Below are 18,263 nucleotides of genomic sequence, written 5' to 3' on the forward strand. Positions count from 1 at the left end.
TTATGCCCGCGTTATGCGGCCTGTGGCAGGCTGGCGCGACTCGGAGCCAGGGGAGGCATGTTTTGCGGGTGTTGGTGGTCGAGGACGAGAGAATGCTCGCCGACTCGATCGCGGAGGGGCTGCGCGGGGAGGCGCTCGCCGTCGACGTCGCCTACGACGGGGAGGCGGCGCTGGAACGGCTGCGGATCCACGACTACGACGTGCTCGTCCTGGACCGGGACCTGCCGGGCCTGCACGGCGACGACGTGTGCAGGGCCGTGGTCGCCGAGGGCGGCCTGGTGCGGATCATCATGCTCACCGCGGCGGGTGACGTGCGCTGCCGGGTGGCGGGACTGTCCCTGGGGGCCGACGACTACCTGCCCAAGCCGTTCGCCTTCGAGGAGCTGACGGCCCGCGTCCACGCGCTGGGCCGCCGGGTGCGCCCCGCCGACCCGCCGATGCTGGTGCGGGCCGGCATCAGCCTGGACCGGGCGCACCGGCAGGTGTTCCGCGACGGCCGCTACGTGCCGCTCGCCCGCAAGGAGTTCGGCGTGCTGGCCGAGCTGCTCCGTGCCGACGGGGCGGTGGTCTCCAGTGAGACGCTGCTGGAGAAGGTGTGGGACGAGCACACCGACCCGTTCACCAACACCGTGCGGACCACGATGATGAAGCTGCGCCGCAAGATCGGCGATCCACCGGTCATCGAGACCGTCACGGGCGTCGGGTACCGCATCCCGTGACCTTCTCCCCATGGCCGGTGCCAGGGGGCCCCACGCTGAAGGAGATTCGATGAGGACGAGCGTCCGCCTCAGATTCGCGCTGGCCTGTGGCGCGGTCTTCCTCCTGGCCGGAGCCCTCCTGCTTGTCGCGGTCACCCTGGTCGTACGGCAGAGCCTGGAGCCCCGCGACGGGCTGCGGCATCCCGCCTACATCCGGGTATCGAACTTCGTCCTCATGCCCGAACATCCCTCGTACGGGGCGGCGGAGCAGCGGGTCGCGCAGGTCAGGCGCATCTACCAGGCCGACACGATCAAGAACGTGCTCACCGTGGGCGGCCTCGCCCTCATCGCGACGGCCGGGGTCGCGGCGGCGGCCGGCTGGCGGGCCGCCGGCTGGGCGCTCCGCCCCATCAGGTCGGTGACCACGAGCGCGCGGCGCGTCGCGCAGAGCCACGACCTCACCGGGCGGATAGCCCACGACGGGCCGGATGACGAGGTCAAGGAGCTCGCCGACATCGTCGACGTCATCCTGGCCCGCCTGGCCCGCTCCTTCGACGGCCAGCGGCGGTTCGTCGCCAACGCCTCCCATGAGCTGCGCACCCCGCTCACCATCAACCGCACCCTGGTGGACGTGGCGGTCCGGCGGCCCGACGCGACAGAGGACGTCAAGCGGCTCGGCGAGTCCCTGCTACTGGTCAACACCCGCCACGAACGGCTGATCGACGGCCTGCTCGCCCTCGCCGAGGGCGAGCAGGCCGTCCTGGACCGCCGTCCCTTCGACCTGACGGACGTGGTCGAGCACGTGCTCGACCTGGCGGGCAAGGAGGCCGAGGAGCGCGAGGTGACCGTGCACAGGCTGCTGGACCCCGCACCGACCGCAGGTGAGCCGGTGCTGGTCGAGAGGCTCGTGCAGAACCTCGTGGAGAACGCGATCCGGCACAACCACGGCGGCGGCCAGGTGTGGGTGTCCACCCGCCATCGCGCCGACCGGGTGGAGCTGGTGGTGGCCAACACCGGGCTGCCCGTCCCGCCCTACGAGATAGAGACCATCTTCGAGCCGTTCCGGCGGCTCCACGGCGACCGGCTGCGCTCCGATCGCGGCAGTGGTCTGGGACTGTCGATAGTCCGGGTCGTCGCCGAGGCGCACGGCGGTGTCGTGATCGCCGGCTCCAGGGAGGAGGGCGGCCTGACGATCACCGTCGAGCTGCCGTACGAGAGCCCCTGACGGATTCCGGTACGGCTCCGTCCCCCCGGGCGGAGGCCGTACCGGGCGTGCTCTCAGGCGAGCAGTAGTACGAGTGCGGCGAAGGCCGCCCACGCGAGCAGCAGGGCCAGATGTATCCGGCCGGTCATGACCTGCATGGCGATGATCCCCCTTTCTATGCGGAAATCCTGCCTGGCCGCTCTTGGAGGACGGTTGGAAGTCGCTGGAGCCTGCGACCGGCGTCAACGCGGCGGGCAGCGGATCCTAGTTCCTGGTGATCACGCCGCAGGCGACGCGTCCGCCGGAGTCTCCCGCCTTGAGGGTCTCCGCGTCCGGGCCGCCGCCGCCGGCCGGGTCGCCGGCATCGGCGGGGCGGTAGCGGTCGGGGATGTTGGCGTGGTTGTCGGGCAGCGTGTGGATGACGATGGAGCTGCCGTCGGAGTCGAAGAGCTGGCCCACCCGGAAGCGGTCGGTCACGACCGTGGTCTCGCCGGTGCCGTCCTCGGCGACGAGGAGGTTGGGCAGGTCGCCGGAGTGCTGGCCGTGCGTGGCCGGGTGGATGCTGAAGTGCGCGCCCGCGCTGGAGAAGGGGCTGCCGGTGACCGGGTCGACCGCCTTGGGATCGCAGACGCCCCTGGTGTGGATGTGGAAGCCGTGATAGCCGGCGTTCAGGCCGCTGACGGTGACCGTGAGCCTGGACTTGTTGTACAGCCTGTGGTCGATGCTCAGAAAGCCGACGTTCTTTCCGGCCGTGTCCTTGATGACGGCCTCGGCCGACGGCCAGGGCTGTCGCGGTACGTGTGAGGTCGCCTGGGCGGCCGTGCCGGTGCCGGCCACCGGCGCGCCGAGCGCGACGGCCAGGACGAGACAGGTCCTGCGAAACATGAGAGATCCCCCGTACGGTTTCCGGGCTCCCCGCTGTGGAGGGGAGCGGCCCCAGCACAGGTTCATATCCCAGGAAGGGCGGGCGCCCGCGTCACCACGCCGCACTCCTGCGGGTTCAGCCTTACCGGAGCCCCTGACACCCGGTCATCGGGTTATTGAGCATCGCTTACTCATGACCGTCACGGAGCGCTCAGGAACGCTGTGCTCAACGGATACCGGCAAGCACGCGGCCTGCGCCGGAGTGGCGGGGCACGGGTTGCCACTGGGGAGCTGATGACAGTGATCTGGAAGAGAGCCGCGGCACTGACCGCGGCGGCGCTGGCGCTGGCGCTCGGGGGTTCGACGCTGTCCGCGCAGTCGGCGAGCGCCGATCCCGCGGGCGTCTTCAGGACCCTGAACTGGGAGAACGCCGCCGACCGGACCATGCCGGGAGCCCCGCCGCCCGGTTTCATCAAGCAGTGGGAGAAGAGTCACGGTGCCAGCACCGTGACCAGCCCGGTGCGGGACGGCGCCTACGCGGCGAAGTTCGAGCTCAACCGCATGGACCCCCTCATCTCCAACGGCACGCGTGCCGAGATCAGCCAGGACAACAAGCAGCCCGTCAACGCCGAGCGGTGGTACGGCTTCAGCATCAACCTGCCCGCCGACTGGGTCTACGACCCCTCGTCCGAGATCGTGAGCCAGTGGCACCAGTGCGACGAGAGAAACTGCCCGAGTGGCTCGCCACCGCTGGCGCTGCTCACCGACGAGGGGCGCTGGAAGATCGACTTCCGGGGGAAGATCATCGACCTCGGCCCCTACGCCACCGGCAGGTGGACCGACTGGGTCTTCCACGTCAAGTGGCGCACCGACGAAAAGGGAGTACTGGAGGTGTGGCGCGACGGGCAGGAGGCCATGCCGCGGCATATCGGCGCCACGCACGCGGGAGGCCCGTACTCGCCGTACTTCAAGTTCGGCATCTACAAGTGGGACTGGAACAACAAGGACAAGACGACCTCCACCACCACCCAGCGGGTCATGTACTACGACTCGCTGAGGCTGGGCGACGAGCGGGCCACCTACGAGGACGTGAAGCCCGGCGCCGACAGCGCCCCCGTCTGCGCGGCACTTCCCGTGGCGGCCGCATCCGCGTCCACCTTCGAGCCGATCAACCCGCCCGCGCAGGCCGTCGACGGCAACCTGTCCACCCGCTGGTCGGGGCAGGGCTTCGGCGCCTCGCTGTTCCTGGAACTGAGCTCGGTGCGCCGGCTGTGCGGCACCCGGGTCGCCTGGCACCTGGGCGACCAACGGTGGAACGACTACACCGTCTACACCTCGCTGGACAACGTGACCTACACCAAGGCGTGGGAGGGCCGGAGCTCGGGCACGACGACCGGGCTTGAGCAGAAGTTGTTCACGAACGGTCCGCGTGACGCCAAGTACGTGAAGATCTCCTTCTGGAAGAACCCCCAGAACGACTGGGCGAGCATCACCGAAGCGGCCGTCCTCGGCTCCTGACCGGTGCCGCACGCGATCCCACCGCTCCCGTGCCGCCGTCGCGCGGCACGGGAGCACCCGGCGACATTTCCCCTGCGGAGAGGCGACTCCCGATGCGACGACCCGGCCCCATCCCCCTGATGATCGCGCTGGCGGCCGCCGGCGCCTTGACGACCACCGGGTTCACCACCGGAGCCCCCACCCCGGCCAAGGTCGCAGCCACGGTCACCGCTTCCGCGGCCGGCAACGACCCCGTCGATGGCGTGGGCATGATCTACCCGACCAGGGCCGGGGGGCAGGTCTGGCACCTGTCGAACAATCCCGGCGGCGACCCCCGCCTCGACGGGGCGACCATGACGCCCAACCCGGACGGCACCTTCAGCGTGCGGGACACCGCGGCCCGGATCGGCGTCTCCACGACCACCTACGACCAGGACGAGGACGAGGACGGTCTCACCTGGCGCCAGCCCGACCTGCGCTCGCGGGGCTTCATGCACGACGCCAACGACTGGCGCAACGTGGAGATCACCGGATACGTCCGCTACGTCAGCGGCACCGACGACAGCGACGCCTTCACCTGGTACGCGCGCGGCGCCCGGCACACCGGCAGCGGCCAGACCCCCCAGACGTGCTGGGGAACCGCCTACAAGGGCGATCTGCGCTACGCCGACGGGGCCGTCAAGATCGAGAAGGAGCTCTACCACCTCGGGGGCGACGGATACGCGAAGGGCACCTACACCGGGGGCGGTGCCTCGATCAAGGGCAAGATGGTCGGCTTCAAGGTGGTCATGTACGACATCCCGGGAGGTGTCCGGGTGGAGGCGTACCTCGACCGGGCGGGGAACAACACCTGGACCCGCGTCACGTCCCGCGACGACACCGGCACATGGGCCATCGAGACGGACAACCGCTGCGGCGGCACCCGTACCGAGAAGGTGACCTGGGGCGGCCCGAAGGCGGCGTTCCGCTGGGACGACGCCACCAAGGTCGACCTGACCAAGTTCAGCGTCCGGGAGATCGCCCCCGGCGGCCCGGCGAACCCCTGCCCGGCGAAACTGACCGCCGCCGGTGCGACCGCCAGCACGTGGGAGGAGATCAACCCGCCCGCGAACGCGATCGACGGCAACCTGGCCACGCGCTGGTCGGGGCAGGGGTACGGCGCGAACCTGGTGCTCGACCTGGGCACCTCGCGCCCGGTGTGCGGGGTCGACGTCGCCTGGCACCTGGGCAACACGCGGTGGAACGACTACACCGTCTACACCTCGCCGGACAACGTGACCTACACCAAGGTGGCGGAGGGCCGCAGTTCGGGCACCACTCTGAACGCGGAACCGTACCGCTTCCCGCAGCGCCAGGCCCGGTTCGTCCGCATCTCGTGGTGGAACAGCTCCGCGGGCAACGGCTGGGCCAGTATCGCCGAGGCCACCGCCATCGGCGCCTCCTGACCTCTCGCGTCCGTGCTCTTCGATCCGTCACGTTCGCGCCTTCCGGACCCCGGCCGGTGTCCTGGGACACCGGCCGGGCGGCCTCCACTGCCGACAGGGAGATCACACATGTCACGAAGGAAACCCGTACGGGCGGCGCTCTGCGCCCTCCTCCTGCTGCTGTCGGCGCTCGGCGCCGGAGGCACCGCACAGGCCGACGAGCAGGCCCGAGGCCGAGCCGTCGCCGTCCCCTCCGACGTCGTCCCGGCCATTCCCGGGTGTACCACCGCCCAGCCGGTCTCCGGCGTGACGGCCAGCACCTGGGAGCCGGTGAACCCGCCGCAGCAGGCGGTCGACGGCGACACCTCCACCAGGTGGTCGGGGGAGGGGTTCGGCGCGAACCTGGTGCTCGACCTGGGCCAGGCGCGCACCATGTGCGGCCTGAAGATCGCCTGGCACCGGGGCGACCTGCGGTGGAACGACTTCGACATCTACACTTCGCCGGACGGCGCGGCCTACACCAAGGTCTGGGCCGGCCGCAGCTCCGGGAGCACCGCGGGCTTCGAGAGCTACCCGTACGCCGCGCCGGTCAGCGCCCGCTACGTGCGGATCTCCTTCTGGCAGAGCCTGGAGGGCTCCTGGGCCAGCGTCAGCGAGACCGCCGCGCTCGGCCCCGACGGGGGCCAGGGCGGCGAGCAGGTGGTCGTGGCGGCGGGTGACCTGGTCACCACCTGCCAGGGCAGCGGCTGCGCGCACACGCGCACCTCCGACAGGGTCCTCGCCATCGACCCCGCCGCCGTGCTGACCCTGGGCGACAACCAGTACGAGAACGGCACCTATGACGAGTTCACCCGCTACTACGCGCCGACCTGGGGCCGGTTCAAGGCGAGGACCAAACCGACGCCGGGCAACCACGAGTACGGGCTCGGCGACGGAGCGGCGGGCTACTTCAAGTACTTCGGCGCGGCGGCCACACCCGCGGGGAAGAGCTGGTACAGCTTCGACCTGGGCAACTGGCACATCGTCTCGCTCAACTCCGAGACGAGCCGGACCGCGGGCAGCGAGCAGGTCACCTGGCTCCAGAACGACCTCGCTCGCAACACCAAACCCTGCGTGCTGGCCTACTGGCACCGCCCGCTCTTCAGCTCCGGCTCCTCGCACGGCAACTTCCCCAACATGAGGCCGTTCTGGGACGTCCTGTACGGCGTCCGCGCGGACCTGGTGCTCAGCGGTCACGACCACGACTACGAGCGGTTCGCGAAGCAGAAGCCGACCGCCGAGCCCTCCTCGTCGGGGATCCGGCAGTTCATCGTCGGCACCGGGGGCGCGTCGACGAGCCCCTTCGGCACGATCCGGGCCAACAGCGAGAAGCGCCTGCTGGCGAACGGGGTGCTCAAGCTCACCCTGGCCGCGGGCGGCTACTCGTGGCAGTTCGTGCGGTACGACGGCGCGGTCCTCGACAGCGGGGGCCCGGTCTCCTGCAACTGATCGGGTCTTCGCCTCAGGTCCCCACTCGTCCGTACCCGCGGGTGACCGGCCCGGTCACCGCTCCACCGCTCGCAGAGGAGGCGGTTCCACGTGTACCTGTCGACCGCCGGGTCCGCGCCCGTGGCACGGGAGGGCGGCCCGGTCCGCCGCCTGCTGTCGGGCAACGTGCTCGCACTGGGCCTGGTCAGCCTGGTGACGGATGTCTCCGCCGAGATGGTGGCCGCGGTGTTGCCCGCCTATCTCGTGCTGGGGCTACACCTCGGCATGGTCCAGTACGGCGTGCTCGACGGGCTCCACGCCGGCATGACCGCGGTGTTCAGGCTCGCAGGCGGGTACGCGGCCGACAGGTGGCGTCTACGCAAGGCGGTCGCCGGTTTCGGGTACGGCCTGTCGGCCCTGGCCAGGCTCGGCCTGCTCGCGGCGGGGCCGTCCGTGGCGGGGATCGGCGGCGCGCTGGCGGCCGACCGGATCGGCAAGGGGCTGCGCACCCCGCCGCGCGACGCGCTGATCACCCTGTCGGTTCCGGAACCCATGCTGGGGCGGGCCTTCGGGATCCACCGCACGATGGACGCGGTGGGAGCCTTTCTCGGGCCGCTGGCCGCGCTCGCGGTGCTGGCCCTGGCGGGCTCCGGCCAGGCGTTCCCGGCGGTGTTCGTGGCGAGCTTCTGCGCCGCGACCCTCGGCGTGCTGCTGCTGGCGCTGTTCGTCCGGGACCGGCGCGAGCCGGCTCCGCTCGCCGAGCGGCGGGCCCGGACCTCACCGTGGGAGCTGCTCCGGGCCCCGGGGGTGCGGCGGGTCTGGTCGGCCGCCGTGCTCCTCGGCCTGGTCACGATCGGTGACGGGTTCGTCTATCTGATCCTGCAGCGCCGCGAGGATCTGTCGATCATGTGGTTTCCCCTGCTCGCGGTGGGGACGAACCTGGCCTACCTGCTGCTGGCGACGCCGATGGGCCGGCTCGCCGACCGGGTGGGCCGCGGCACGACGGTGATGGCCGGATGCGCGGCCCTGCTCGGCGTGTACGTGCTGCTCGCGACGGGAGGCGGGTCCATCCCGCTGGTCCTGCTGCTCTACGGAACCTTCTACGCCGCGACGGACGGGGTACTGATGGCGTGCGCCGGGCCTGTCGTGCCCGAACGGTGGCGTACCAGCGGGATGGCGGTCGTGCAGACCGGGCAGGCGCTGGCCTATCTGGTCTCCTCGGCGGCCTTCGGCGCGGTGTGGCAGATGTGGGGACCGGCCCCGGCCTGCTGGGCCGCCGCGGGGGCCGTCGCGTTCGCGCTCCCGCTGTGCGGGCGGTGGCTGCGATGAGGGCCCGCGTCGCCGTCGCGATCCTGGCCACCGCCGTCCTGGCGGCGGTGGCGGTCGGGTTCGCGCTGCTGTCCGGCGCCGCGCGGCCGGACGCGCCCGCGACACCGTTCACCGCCTCGCCCGCCGCCTCACCCGTCACCGGCCTGCCGGCCGGGCCCGGCGTGCTGGTGCGCAGCACCGCCGACGGGCCGGAGCACGGCAGGCTCGTCGTCGCGGGCCGGGGCCGGCGCGACGTCCTGGCCCTGGCCTGCGTCCGCGCGTACGCGGCGGGCGGCACCGGCGTCTGCCTGCGTGAGGAGGCGGACGCGCCGGGCTCCTACGAGACCGTGCTGTTCGACACGCGCCTGCGGCAGACCTGGTCCAGCCCGTTCGCCGGGGTGCCCAGCCGCGCCAGAGTGTCGGCGAGCGGGCGGATGGTGTCGTGGACCGTGTTCGTCCAGGGCGACTCCTACAACGACGCCGGTGCGTTCTCCACCCGCTCGGGAATCCTCGACACCCGTACCGGGGATGTGGCCGGCACCCTGGAGACCTTCGCCGTCACCCGTGACGGCCGCCCGTACGAGGCCGCCGACGTGAACTTCTGGGGTGTCACGTTCGCCGCGGACGACAACCGCTTCTACGCCACCATGTCGACCGGCGGCCGGACGTACCTCGTCGAGGGCGACTTCGCGGCGCGGCGCGTGCGGACCCTCCGCCAGAACGTGGAGTGTCCCTCGCTGTCGCCGGACGGCACCCGGCTGGCCTTCAAGAAACCCCAGCCAGGCGGGGCGTGGCGACCTGCCGTCCTGGACCTGGCGACCATGTCCGAGACCCCGCTGGCCGAGACGCGCGCCGTCGACGATCAGCCCGCCTGGCTCGACGACCGCACGGTGATGTACGGCGTGGCGAGGGACGCGCGGCACTCCGACGTCTGGGCCGTTCCCGCGGACGGCGGGGGCCGCGCGCGCCTGCTGGTCCCCGACGCGGAGTCCCCCGCACCTCTGGGCTGACCCGTCCGGACCCGCCGCGGAGGCCGCGGCCGGGTTCCGTCACGGCACCCGTCCCGGCCTCCGCTGTCAGGGGCCGCTGCTGCCGGTCCCGCCGTGGGGGCCGTCCGAGGACCGGTCCCGTCGCCAGGGGCTCGGCCGGTCCTGTCAGGGGAGCCGGCCCGGGCCGGTCCCGCCGCCCGGTGGATCCGGTGAGAGCCAGGTCAGGCCCACCGGCGGTACCGGCCGTGGCAGGCCGAGGGCCTCGGCCAGGTCCTCCCGTCCCCGGACGCCGAGCTTGCCGTAGGCGCGTTGCAGGTGGTTGGCGACCGTCCGCCTGGACAGGCCGAGGTGCTCGGCGATGGCGTCGTTGGTCATGCCGCCCGCCGCGAGCTCGCACGTCTCGCGCTCGCGCTCGCTCAGTGCCGCCTGCGGCTCGGCCCGCACCGCCCACGGCGGCCCGTACCCCTCGCACAGCCGGGCCAGGTCACGCCCCTGGATCCGTAACCGGGCCACCAGGCGTTCCGCGCCCCGCCGGGCGGCGAAGTCGGTCGCGGTCGACAGGGCTTCCCTGGCCAGGCTGTTGTAGCCGCGCTCCGCCAGCTCGTCCGCCACGGAGAGCAGGGCGTCGACGTCCCCGCCGGCGGCCGCCCGGCCGTGCCGGTCGAACAGCGTGAACAGCTCGCTGTCGCAGCGGGCGACCACCTCGTGCAGGGACTCCGCGACGGTGCGCGAGGGGCGCAGCCGTACCGAGTGGTAGAACGCCTCGACCGCCTTGGTGAACCACCCCGCCGACCGGTAACGCATGCCCAGCGAGGCCACGGCCTCCGCGACCTTCGCCCGGCCCGCCCCGGCCTCCGCTGCTCCGCCGGCCAGGGCGTCGACGCGGAGCCTCGCCAGGTCCAGGTGGCTGTGCAGGTTCGACGTGGCGGGAAGCCGCCGGGTGACCTCCTCCAGCGTCCGGCGACCCTCGTCGAACCGGCCCACGGCGGCCAGGCAGGCGGCGTGCTCGGCGAAGACGTAGATCTGGATCGGAAAGGGCACGTGGCGGTCGAGGAGCGTGCGGGCCTCCCGGAAGTGGGGCAGCGCCCGGCTCGGCCGTCCCGCCCACACCTCGCAGATGCCCAGCTCGAAGGTGAGCAGCGCGGCCTCGGCCGAGACCTCCCGCTCGACGGCCGCCCGGTAGCCGGAGCGGGCCACGGCGAACGCCTCGCCGAGCCGGCCCGCCAGGGCGAGGGCCTGCACGTGACAGGCCGCCGTGGCGGCACCCATCGCGCCCCACACCCGAGGTGCGCCCAGCCGCCCCGCCGCGTAGCCGTCGGCCACCTGCGAGGGCCGGCCGAGGTAGATGTTCAGGTACGCCTGGAGCGGGTCGCAGACGCTCGCGATCACGCCGTCCCGCACCCCGGCGGACAGCTGGGCCAGGTCGGCCGGGACCAGATCGGAGACGAGCCCCGTCGCGCCGTCGCCGAAGGCGATCAGCGCCAGCTCGGCGACGGCCAGCTCGGCGGTGGCCTCCCCGTCCAGGGGACCCGCGGCACGGGCCTGCCGGACGATCTTCTCCGCCTCGGCGGGGCGCCGCAGGTTCCAGAACAGGTTGAGCGCGCGCAACGCCGCCACCTTGGCGAGCTCGTCCGGCGAACCGGTCCCGCCGGACATGCGCCTGCCCAGCAGAAACTCCGCCTCGGTCGCCTTGTCCTGGGCGACCAGGGCCCGCGCCAGCACGTCCGCGCCCGCCGTGGTGCCGGCGTGGCGTGCCAGCCGTTCGGCCAGCGGGGCGTCGCAGCGCGCCAGCGCGTCGGAGGCGGCGCCCACCACCTGGTCGCCGGGCACCGGGTCGCCCGCGGCCAGCTGCCACGTCACCGCTTGCAGCCGCGCCTGGTCCACGGCCGCCCGGCCGTGGACCACCGCGCGGGCGAGCGTGCGGTAGACGTCCCGGCGCTCGTCCGCGCCGGATCGGGCCCGGACGGTCTCGCCGTACAGCGGATGCCCCAGCCGGACCACGAGGTCGCGGTGTACCCGCTCGACCGCGATCAGTGCGCGCTGTTCCAGCTCCACCAGTACGGACGTGTCCACGAGTGCCTCGATCACGTCGAGCGACACCGGCTCGGCGTGCGCCACGTACGACAGCGCACGGGCCTCGTCACCGGTGAGGCCGCCGAGCAGGCCCGTGACCAGGTCGCGCAGCCCGTGCTGGGACGGTATCCGGCCCTTCCACCGCCACATCTCGCTGACCCGGCGCAAGGTTCCCGAGGCCAGGCAGGCCTCCACGAGATGGCGGAGGAACAGCGGGTTGCCTCGTGTGACGCGCCACAGCCGGTCGACGGTCAGCCCGTCGACCGGCCCGTCCAGCGCCGCGCCGAGCAGGGCGCCGACCGTCGCGCGGTCCAGCGGCTCGACCGCCGACGTCTGGACGAAGGGACGGCGCAGCAGTGCCGTGACGGCCGGTGCGTCCGTGCGGCCGGTCCTGGCGGTGGCGAGGATGCGCGCCCCCGCGGTGGCGGCCAGATGCTGGACCAGGGCGACGGACGCCTCGTCGAGGTGATGCACGTCGTCGATGACCACGACGCACGTGCGGTCGCCCGCGGCCTCGCGCAGCGCGTCGGCGGCGGCGCCGAAGACGTTCGCCGTGTCCCGGTGGACCTGTTCGGGCAGCAGGGCCGCCATCGTCGCGAACGGCAGGCCGCTCGACGCCTCGGCCCCGGCCGTCACGACGACGTGCATGCCCTCGTCACGGCAGCCGAGCACGATCGGGTCCAGCAGCCGGGACTTGCCGACTCCCGCCTCGCCGACGAGCAGCACGCCCGGCTCGCCCTGCCGTCCGAGCCGGGCCACGGCGGCCCGGGTCTCGGCTGCCCGTCCGACGAAGGGCCAGGCAGGGCGGTGGTTCCCGGCGCCGGCGCCGTGCCCGCCGTGGGGCTCGTCATGGGGTATCGCCTCCGGCGCGTCGCCATACGGGCGCACATGACCTCCCTCAACGCCGGAAGTTCATCAGGGGTCGATCTTTACCCACGATTATGGGAGGAATATCACGTGGAATCCGTGGCGGCCGATGAATAATCCAACTCACCGGCGCCTGGAGTCGGTGCGGGGAACGGCGATCGCGAGACAGCCGGAGGGTTGTGAACCGGCGCGGGGACCGATCGGCGGGAAATCGGCCAGACGGGAGCAGGCCCGGACATCCGGAGGTCATGATCGACGGTTCCGGAGCCTTCGACGCCCTTGGGGCCGTCGCCGGCGGGGGATGGCCCACGGCCGGCCGGGAGGAGGAGGTGCGCGAGATCCTCGCGGCGCTGGCGATGTCCCCGGGATCGGGGGTGCTCCTCACCGGTGAGCCCGGGGTGGGCAAGACCCGCCTCGCGGACCTCGTCCTCGACCTGTCCGCCGCGACGGGAACCCTGATCATCCGGGGCGCCGCGACCGAGGCCACCCGGGACATCTCCGGGGTGGGGATCGCCGCCCTGCGCGTCTCCGGTGGTTCCACCGGCTCCCCTTCCGGGCTTTCCGTCGTCTCCGGCCTGCTGGCCGGTGTTCGCGACGGTGCTCGCGACGGTGTTCCGAGGGGCGTCCCGGGTGACGTTCACGACGCCGCCCTGGAAGGGGCGGGGGGTGGGGATCCGGCCCGGCGGATCGTGCTCGGCATCGACGACGTCGACCAGCTCGACGCGGCCTCGGCCGCCGTCGTGGGCGACCTCGTCAGGACCGGGGGCGTCACGCTGCTTCTCACCGCGCGCTCCGGGGCGCCTCTCGACGGCCCCCTCGCCCGGGTGTGCGGCAGGGGACCGCTGGTCGTACTGCCCGTGGCGAACCTCTCCCGTGCCGTCGTCCTCCACCTGCTCGCCGACGTCATGGAAGGGCCGGTCGACGGGCTCACCGCCGACGTGCTGTGGCGGATCACCCGCGGGAACCCGCTGCTGCTCCGGCGCGTCGTCGGCATCGGCCTCGAAACCGGGGACCTCGCGCGATCGCGCGAGGTCTGGTCCTGGCGCGGGTCTCCCGGCGGCCACCCCCGCCTGCACGAGCTCGTCGCGGCCGACCTCGCCACGCTCGGTGCGGGGGAGACGAGGGCGCTGGAATACGTCGCACTGACGGGGTCCCTCCCCCGGGCGACGGCCGAGCACCTGGCCGGACCCGCGATCGTCGGGGAGCTGGCGCATCGGGCCGTCATCACCCTCACCCCACGCGGGGGAACGGACGAGGTCACCATGTCCCATCCGCTTCACCGGCAGGCCCTGCTCGCCGGGATCGGACCCCTGCGGCGAAGGCAGAGATACCGGGAGCTGGTGACCGCCGCGGGCGAGGCGGGTGTGCCCGACCCCGGCGACCCGGCGGCGGTGCTCTGGCGACTGGAGGCCGACCTCGACGTCCCGGCGTCACAGGCGCTGGTGGCGGGTGGGCGCGCGCTCGCCTCGGGCGACCCCGTGCTCGCCGAGAGTCTCGCCCGTCACGTCCCCGGCGCGCCGGGCGCGGTCCTCCGGGGCCAGGCGCTGATCGCCCAGGGGCGGGCGGCGGACGGCGAGCGCCTGCTGGCCGACCACGGGGGAGGCACCGCCGAGACGGTGGCGCTGCGCTCGCTGAACCTGTTCTGGGGGCTCAGCCGGCCCGACGACGCGCACGAGACGATGGCACACCATCCGGGCACGGAACGATCCGCCGACCTCCGCGTGGCCGAACTCGGACTCGCGCTCTTCACCAGAGCCACCCCGCTCACCGGAACCACGGCGCCCCTCGCCGGGACCGCGTCCGAGACCGAGCCGCCCACGCCCCCCGCCCGCGGCCCGTTGAACCCGTTGGTCGCCGATGCCGCCACGGTCCTGCGGGCCTACCGGCTCACCTTCCGCGGCAGGCCGGCGCGGGCGGCGGAGGACTTCGACCGGGGGCCGCTGAGACTGCCGGCGCGGTGGCCCGCCATGCGGGGCTCGGCCGCGGCCTGCCACGTTCACGCGCTCGTCCTGGCGGGCCGGCTCCGCGAGGCGCTTCTCCTCGTCGACACCTACTACGAGGAGGCCGTACGACGCGCGGAGCCGTCGGAAGTCGCCATCGTCGGGCACGTGCGGGGTCACTGCCGGCTGTGGGCGGGCTCGCCACGGCGGGCGCTCGCCCCGTTGCGGGAGGCGCGAGCGCTGGTCGACGAGCACGTACCGTTTCCGATGCGGGTCTTCATCGGCTGCGAGTACGCCGTGTGCGTCGCCGCCCTCGGACGCTCGCAGGAGGCGTTCCAGGAGCTGGACCGGCTCCGCGAGCTGATACCCGGCGATCTGGGACTGCGCGACAGGCTGGAGTTCAGCCGGATCCGGTTGCTCGCCCACTCCGGCCGGCTGGCCCACGCCACCGATCTCGCCAACCGGCTCGCCGACCGCTACCTACGCGACTCGCGGCTCACCACCGGGGTCGAGTGCGCCTACTACCACGTCCGTCTCCGCCCGTCGTCCAGGGCCGCGGCCCGCCTTCGGGAGGCCGCGGGCGCCTGCGACAGCCCGCTCTTCGAACTCTTCGCCGACCACGCCGAGGCGCTGACCGCGCGCGACGGTGCGGTGCTGCGCGGCATCGCCGACCGGTTCGCCGAGCTCGGCTATCTGGGGCTGGCCCTGGAGGCCGCGAGTGCGGCGCCCGGCGGCGGCCACGCGGCACGACGGCGCCTCGACGACCTCGTCGAACGCTGTGACGGCCACCGTCCCCCGTGGCCCCCGTCCTTCGCGGGCTCTACGGCCCTGACCAGCAGGGAGCGGGAGATGTGCGAGCTGGCGGCGGCGGGGCTCAGCGACTCCGCCATAGCCGCGAACCTCGGCGTCTCGGTACGTACCGTGACCAACCTGCTGGGGAGGGCCTACCACAAGCTGGGCGTCCACAGCCGCCGGCAACTCGGCGCCGTACTCCCGCTGTCACCGGACCGGGAGGGCGGCGGGTGACGGTACCGCGGGCCCCGACCAGGCCCGGCCCGCGTGGTGACGCGGGCCGGACAGGGCCGGTGGCGATCAGTTGGCGCGCTTGGCGCGGGCGGTGGTCCTGGCGCGGGTCGAGGCGTCGAGGACGACCTTGCGGATGCGCACGTTCTCCGGCGTGATCTCCACGCACTCGTCCTCGCGGATGAACTCCAGCGCCTGCTCCAGCGAGAGCTGGCGCGGCGGGATCAGCGTCTCCGTCGTGTCGCTCGTCGAGGAGCGCATGTTGGTGAGCTTCTTCTCCTTGGTGATGTTCACATCCATGTCGTCGGAGCGCGAGTTCTCACCGACGATCATGCCCTCGTAGACCTCGGTGGTCGGCTGGACGAACAGCACGCCGCGCTCCTGCAGGTTCAGCATGGCGAACGGGGTCACCGGGCCCGGCCGGTCGGCCACCAGCGAGCCGTTGTTGCGGGTGCGCAGCTCACCGAACCACGGCTCGTAGTTCTCGAACACGTGGTTCACGATGCCGGTGCCGCGGGTCTCGGTCAGGAACTCGGTGCGGAAGCCGATCAGGCCGCGGGCCGGGACCACGAACTCCATCCGGATCCAGCCGGTGCCGTGGTTGGTCATGTGCTCCATGCGGCCCTTGCGGACGGCCAGCAGCTGGGTGATCGCCCCGAGGTACTCCTCCGGGCAGTCGATGGTCACCCGCTCGACCGGCTCGTGGACCTTGCCGTCGATGAGCTTGGTGACGACCTGCGGCTTGCCGACGGTCAGCTCGTAGCCCTCGCGGCGCATCTGCTCGACCAGGATGGCCAGCGCCAGCTCGCCGCGGCCCTGCACCTCCCAGGCGTCGGGGCGGTCGGTCGGCAGGACGCGCAGCGACACGTTGCCGACGAGCTCCTTGTCCAGCCGGTCCTTGACCATGCGGGCGGTGACCTTGGAACCCTTGACCCTGCCGACCAGCGGCGAGGTGTTGGTGCCGATGGTCATGGAGATCGCGGGCTCGTCGACCGTGATGAGGGGCAGCGGGCGCGGGTCGTCGGGGTCGGCGAGGGTCTCGCCGATCATGATGTCCGGGATGCCGGCGATCGCGATGATGTCACCGGGACCCGCCTCCTCGGCGGGCTTGCGCTCCAGCGCGTCGGTCATCAGCAGCTCGGTGATCTTCACTCGCTGGATGGTGCCGTCGGTGCGGCACCAGGCGACCTGCTGGCCCTTCCTGATGGTGCCCTGGTGGACGCGGCAGAGCGCGATCCTGCCCAGGTAGGAGGAGGCGTCGAGGTTGGTGACGTGCGCCTGCAGCGGGGCCGTCGGGTCGTACGTCGGCGCCGGGATGGTGTTCTTGATCACCTCGAACAGCGGCTCCAGGTCCTCGGAGTCCGGCATGGCGGCGTCCTCGGGACGGTTGAGCGAGGCGCGGCCGGCCTTGGCCGAGGCGTAGACGATCGGGAAGTCGATCTGCTCCTCGGTGGCGTCCAGGTCGATGAAGAGCTCGTAGACCTCGTCCACGACCTCCTTGATCCGGGCGTCGGGGCGGTCGACCTTGTTGATGCACAGGATGACCGGCATCTTGGCGGCGAACGCCTTGCGCAGCACGAACCGGGTCTGCGGCAGCGGGCCCTCGGAGGCGTCGACCAGCAGCACCACGCCGTCGACCATGGACAGACCCCGCTCGACCTCGCCGCCGAAGTCGGCGTGGCCGGGGGTGTCGATGATGTTGAGCGTCATACCGCCGTGCTTGACCGCGGTGTTCTTCGCGAGAATGGTGATGCCCTTCTCGCGTTCGAGGTCGTTGGAGTCCATGACACGGTCGTCCACGTCCTGGTTGACGCGGAATGCGCCCGACTGCCAGAGCATGGCATCCACGAGAGTGGTCTTGCCGTGGTCGACGTGCGCGATGATCGCGATGTTCCGCAGGTCGTCGCGGCTGTTCAAAGGCATGATGGAGTCTCACTCTGTGATCGTGGAGGCGGCCGCGGAACCTGCGGCTCCCCCATTTTAGTTGATCCGGACAATCGCTCTCACGCCTCTGACAGATGAAGTGCGGCAATTCACGCTCCGAGCCCCCTGTTCACGCCGGATGAGGTCGGTCGTGACCGGCTGCGGGGCGGGCGATCCCTAAGCTCGGATCCATGCCCTACGCACCGTCGTTCCCCGTGATGCTCATGACCCGGGACAATCTGCGGATCGATGCCGCGCACACCCCGTCGCGCGGGGCGGCCGACCTCGGAATCGTGCTGGCCCACGGCTTCACCGGATCGCACAGGGAACGCGCCACCCGCCGCATCGCCCACGTGCTCAGCGGGTTCGGCGGGGTGGTGGCGTTCGACTTCCGGGGGCACGGCCGCTCGGGGGGACTGTCGACGGTGGGCGACCTGGAGATCCTCGACCTGGACGCGGCGGTGCGGCACGCGCGGGCGATCGGCTACCGCAAGGTGGCGACCGTCGGGTTCTCCCTGGGCGGGGCAGTGGCCCTGCGGCACGCGGGGGTGCTCGGCGGGGTGGACGCGGTGGTGTCGGTGAGCGCGCCGGCGCGGTGGTACTACCGGGGGACCCGGCCGATGCGCCAGGTGCACTGGGCGATCGAGAGGCCGGTCGGGCGACTGTTCACCCGGCTGGGCAAGAACACCCGGATCATGAAGGGCGTGTGGGACCCGTTGCCGCTGGCGCCGTACGCGGCGGCCGCGAAGATCTCACCGGCGCCGCTGCTCGTCGTGCACGGGGACGCGGACCCGTTCTTCCCCCTCGAGCACGCGTACCAGATCTACGGGTACGCGAGCGAGCCGAAGGAGCTGTGGGTCGAGCCCGGGTACGGCCACGCGGAGTCGGCGGCCACCCCGGAACTGGTCCGCCGCATCGGTGGGTGGGCCGTCGCCCGTTTCGGTCCGCCGGAGGGTGTTTACTCCTCTTGAGGGTTGGTTACAGCG

12 protein-coding genes are annotated in these 18,263 nt (G+C 72.3%); 9 read left to right on the forward strand and 3 right to left on the reverse strand.

All coding sequences use genetic code 11. From position 1 onward, the window contains the following. Positions 1–62: 62 nt before the first annotated feature. Together ABT061_RS10280 and ABT061_RS10285 are read left to right on the forward strand one after the other, a co-directional pair. Positions 63–719, forward strand: a complete 657-nt coding sequence (locus tag ABT061_RS10280) for a response regulator transcription factor (protein WP_350914853.1) — start codon at positions 63–65, stop codon at positions 717–719. A 49-nt stretch (positions 720–768) separates the two neighbouring features. Then, entirely contained in the window at positions 769–1,923 is a 1,155-nt protein-coding gene (locus tag ABT061_RS10285; RefSeq protein ID WP_350914855.1) for a sensor histidine kinase, read from the forward strand. A 243-nt stretch (positions 1,924–2,166) separates the two neighbouring features. Here the strand turns inward: ABT061_RS10285 and ABT061_RS10290 are convergent, their stop codons facing one another. Further along, positions 2,167–2,787 (reverse strand): superoxide dismutase family protein, encoded by a 621-nt coding sequence (locus ABT061_RS10290; RefSeq protein ID WP_350914857.1) that lies wholly within the window; start codon positions 2,785–2,787, stop codon positions 2,167–2,169. Between the two features lie 273 nt (positions 2,788–3,060). On the opposite strand from ABT061_RS10290, the gene ABT061_RS10295 reads away from it, so the two are divergent. The 5 genes from ABT061_RS10295 to ABT061_RS10315 all read left to right on the forward strand — a co-directional run bounded on the left by ABT061_RS10295 (position 3,061) and on the right by ABT061_RS10315 (position 9,472). Further along, entirely contained in the window at positions 3,061–4,284 is a 1,224-nt protein-coding gene (locus tag ABT061_RS10295) for a heparin lyase I family protein (protein ID WP_350914859.1), read from the forward strand. A 92-nt stretch (positions 4,285–4,376) separates the two neighbouring features. Continuing rightward, positions 4,377–5,708, forward strand: a complete 1,332-nt coding sequence (locus ABT061_RS10300; protein WP_350914861.1) for a discoidin domain-containing protein — start codon at positions 4,377–4,379, stop codon at positions 5,706–5,708. Between the two features lie 108 nt (positions 5,709–5,816). Next, on the forward strand, positions 5,817–7,175 hold the full coding sequence (locus ABT061_RS10305; RefSeq protein WP_350914863.1) for a discoidin domain-containing protein: 1,359 nt from the start codon (positions 5,817–5,819) through the stop codon (positions 7,173–7,175). Positions 7,176–7,265: 90 nt separating this feature from the next. After that, positions 7,266–8,483 (forward strand): MFS transporter, encoded by a 1,218-nt coding sequence (locus tag ABT061_RS10310; RefSeq protein ID WP_350914865.1) that lies wholly within the window; start codon positions 7,266–7,268, stop codon positions 8,481–8,483. Beyond that, entirely contained in the window at positions 8,480–9,472 is a 993-nt protein-coding gene (locus tag ABT061_RS10315) for a TolB family protein (RefSeq protein ID WP_350914867.1), read from the forward strand. Before ABT061_RS10310 ends, ABT061_RS10315 begins: the two co-directional genes overlap by 4 nt. A 144-nt stretch (positions 9,473–9,616) precedes the next feature. On the opposite strand, the gene ABT061_RS10320 is transcribed toward ABT061_RS10315, so the two are convergent. Beyond that, positions 9,617–12,412, reverse strand: a complete 2,796-nt coding sequence (locus tag ABT061_RS10320) for a helix-turn-helix transcriptional regulator (protein WP_350914870.1) — start codon at positions 12,410–12,412, stop codon at positions 9,617–9,619. A 227-nt stretch (positions 12,413–12,639) separates the two neighbouring features. Here ABT061_RS10320 and ABT061_RS10325 point away from each other — a divergent pair, with 227 nt between their 5' ends. Beyond that, complete coding sequence (locus ABT061_RS10325; RefSeq protein ID WP_350914872.1) at positions 12,640–15,357, forward strand: helix-turn-helix transcriptional regulator; 2,718 nt, start codon at positions 12,640–12,642, stop codon at positions 15,355–15,357. 66 nt (positions 15,358–15,423) lie between these two features. Here the strand turns inward: ABT061_RS10325 and typA are convergent, their stop codons facing one another. Next, a complete protein-coding gene (gene typA, locus ABT061_RS10330) occupies positions 15,424–17,277 on the reverse strand; it encodes a translational GTPase TypA (RefSeq protein ID WP_350914874.1) in 1,854 nt (617 codons plus the stop codon). A gap of 191 nt (positions 17,278–17,468) precedes the next feature. Between typA and ABT061_RS10335 the strand changes: the two genes are divergently transcribed. Beyond that, positions 17,469–18,248 (forward strand): alpha/beta hydrolase, encoded by a 780-nt coding sequence (locus ABT061_RS10335; RefSeq protein WP_350914876.1) that lies wholly within the window; start codon positions 17,469–17,471, stop codon positions 18,246–18,248. The last annotated feature ends 15 nt before the right edge of the window (positions 18,249–18,263 follow it).

Origin of the sequence: Streptosporangium sp. NPDC002544, from assembly GCF_040295965.1 — a bacterium.
Lineage (GTDB): Bacteria > Actinomycetota > Actinomycetes > Streptosporangiales > Streptosporangiaceae > Streptosporangium.